Origin of the sequence: Xenophilus sp., assembly GCF_044462705.1 — a bacterium.
In the GTDB taxonomy this organism is placed as follows: domain Bacteria; phylum Pseudomonadota; class Gammaproteobacteria; order Burkholderiales; family Burkholderiaceae_C; genus Xenophilus; species Xenophilus azovorans.
The window spans coordinates 1-2,457 of sequence record NZ_JBIQNC010000099.1 but is presented as its reverse complement, the minus strand read 5'-3'; the positions used below and the strand labels follow the sequence as shown (position 1 = coordinate 2,457).

At 67.4% G+C, this 2,457-nt stretch carries 3 protein-coding genes; all 3 read right to left on the bottom strand.

The window, feature by feature from the left end; translation table 11 throughout:
• The coding region (gene accC / locus ACIY1X_RS15310; protein ID WP_399681937.1) for an acetyl-CoA carboxylase biotin carboxylase subunit at positions 1 to 1,343 on the bottom strand (1,343 nt) is incomplete at its 3' end.
• 7 nt (positions 1,344 to 1,350) lie between these two features.
• Positions 1,351 to 1,815: an acetyl-CoA carboxylase biotin carboxyl carrier protein gene (gene accB, locus ACIY1X_RS15305; protein ID WP_399681934.1), complete on the bottom strand. Its 465-nt coding sequence runs from the start codon at positions 1,813 to 1,815 to the stop codon at positions 1,351 to 1,353.
• 101 nt (positions 1,816 to 1,916) lie between these two features.
• The coding region (locus tag ACIY1X_RS15300; protein ID WP_399681931.1) for a TlpA family protein disulfide reductase at positions 1,917 to 2,457 on the bottom strand (541 nt) is incomplete at its 5' end.

Here is a 2,457-nt window from a genome sequence, read left to right as displayed (position 1 = left end):
TTGTGGGATGCCATCCACTCTTCCAGGTAGTGGATGTTGGTGCCGCCGGCCATGAACTTCGAGTCGACCATCAGCTCGCGGTGCAGCGGGACGTTGGTGAGGATGCCCTCGATCACCGTCTCGTTCAGCGCGGTGCGCATGCGGGCCATGGCCTGCTCGCGCGTGTCGCCGTAGACGATGATCTTGCCGATCATCGAGTCGTAGTTGGGCGGCACGAAGTAGTTGGTGTAGACATGGGAGTCCACGCGCACGCCCGGCCCGCCCGGCGGGTGCCACATGGTGATGCGGCCCGGCGACGGCGTGAACTTGTACGGGTCTTCCGCGTTGATGCGGCACTCGATGGCGTGGCCGTGCACCTGGATCTGGCGCTGGGTGAAAGGCAGCTTCTCGCCGGCGGCGACCATGATCTGCGTCTTCACGATGTCGATGCCGGTCACCAGTTCCGTCACCGGATGCTCCACCTGCACGCGGGTGTTCATCTCGATGAAATAGAACTCGCCGTTCTCGTACAGGAACTCGAAGGTGCCGGCGCCGCGGTAGCCGATCTTCTTGCAGGCGGCGGCGCAGCGCTCGCCGATGCGCTCGATCAGCTTGCGCGGGATGCCGGGTGCGGGCGACTCCTCGATCACCTTCTGGTGGCGCCGCTGCATGGAGCAGTCGCGCTCGCCCAGGTACACGGCGTTCTTGTGCTTGTCGGCCAGCACCTGGATCTCGATGTGGCGCGGGTTCTGGAGGAACTTCTCCATGTACACGGCCGGATTGTTGAAGGCCGCGGCCGCCTCGGCCTTGGTCATCTGGATGGCGTTGATCAGCGCCGCCTCGGTGTGCACCACGCGCATGCCGCGCCCGCCGCCGCCGCCGGCCGCCTTGATGATGACCGGGTAGCCGATCGCCTTGGCGATGCGCTTGTTGGCCGCCGCGTCGTCCGACAGTTCGCCGTCGGAGCCCGGCACGCAGGGCACGCCCGCCTTGATCATGGCCTGCTTGGCCGAGACCTTGTCGCCCATAATGCGGATCGACTCGGGCGTCGGGCCGATGAACTGGAAGCCGCTCTGCTCCACGCGCTCGGCGAAGTCCGCGTTCTCGGAGAGGAAGCCGTAGCCGGGATGGATGGCCTCTGCGTCCGTCACCTCGGCCGCCGAGATGATGGCCGGCATGTTGAGGTAGCTCTGCGACGAGGGCGCCGGGCCGATGCACACCGCCTCGTCCGCCAGCTTGACGTACTTGGCCTCGCGGTCGGCCTCGGAATAGACCATCACCGCCTTGATGCCCAGTTCGCTGCAGGCGCGCTGGATGCGCAGGGCGATCTCGCCCCGATTGGCCACCAGGATCTTCTTGAACATCAGAGGCTCACTCGATGACGAACAGCGGCTGCCCGTATTCGACGGCCTGCCCGTTCTCGCCGAGGATCTGGGTCACGGTGCCGGACTTGTCGGCCTCGATCTCGTTGAGGATCTTCATCGCCTCGATGATGCAGAGGGTGTCGCCCTCCTTCACCTGGCTGCCGACCTCGACGAAGGCCGGGGCGCCGGGGCTGGCGGCACGGTAGAAGGTGCCGACCATGGGCGACTTCACGGTGTGGCCGGCTGGTGCGGCGGGTGCCGAAGCCGCCGGCGCTGCCGCGGCCGGCGCGGGTGCGGCAGCAGCGGGCGCCAGCGCGGCGGGCGCCGCGGCAACCGTCTGCACATACTGGACGGGAGCGGGCTCGCCTCCCTTGACGATGCGGACCTTGCCTTCGGCTTCGGTGATCTCGAGTTCGGAAATATTGGATTCAGACACCAGGTCGATCAGTGTCTTGAGTTTGCGCAGATCCATGGGGCTCCCGCGCCGGCATCACCGGCCAAAAGGAATCAACTCACCTGAAAATCGGCTTACTGCGGCGTTTGAACGCCATCTACCGACCAAACCGCCGGATTCTAGCCGTGAACTGCACGGCGCCACGCCTCCAGGTCGGCGGGCTCGAGCTGGCCGATTTTACGCTTCGCGACCTGGCCGTCCTTGCCGATCAGCAGGCTGAACGGCAGTCCGCCGCCCGGATTGCCCATGGATTTGACCAGTTCCGTGCCCTGCAGGCCGGCCAGGCCCACCGGGAAGGCCAGCGGCAGCCGGGCCAGGAACTTGCGCACGGCGCTGGGCTGGTCGATGGCCAATCCGATCACTTGCCAGCCGTTGGCCGCCTGATCGCGAAAGAAGCGATCGAGCATGGGCAACTCTTCCACGCAGGGGGGGCACCAGGTGGCCCAGAAGTTGACCAGCAGCGGCTGCCCGCGCAGCGCATCCATGCGCAGTTCGCCGCCCTCGGGGCGATCGAAGCGCAGCGCCCAGAAGGACGCATCCAGCGTCCCGCCGCCGGCGCCCCCCTCGGCCCGGCGGCGCCACCACATGCCGGCGCCCGCCGCGGCGGCCGCCACGGCCACTCCGGCACGGAGCCAGGATCGGCGGGATGCGCTCGCGGGC

Excerpts from the sequence above, each read along its gene's own strand:
- accB (WP_399681934.1), bottom strand. The coding sequence starts at position 1,815 with ATGGATCTGCGCAAACTCAAGACACTGATCGACCTGGTGTCTGAATCC.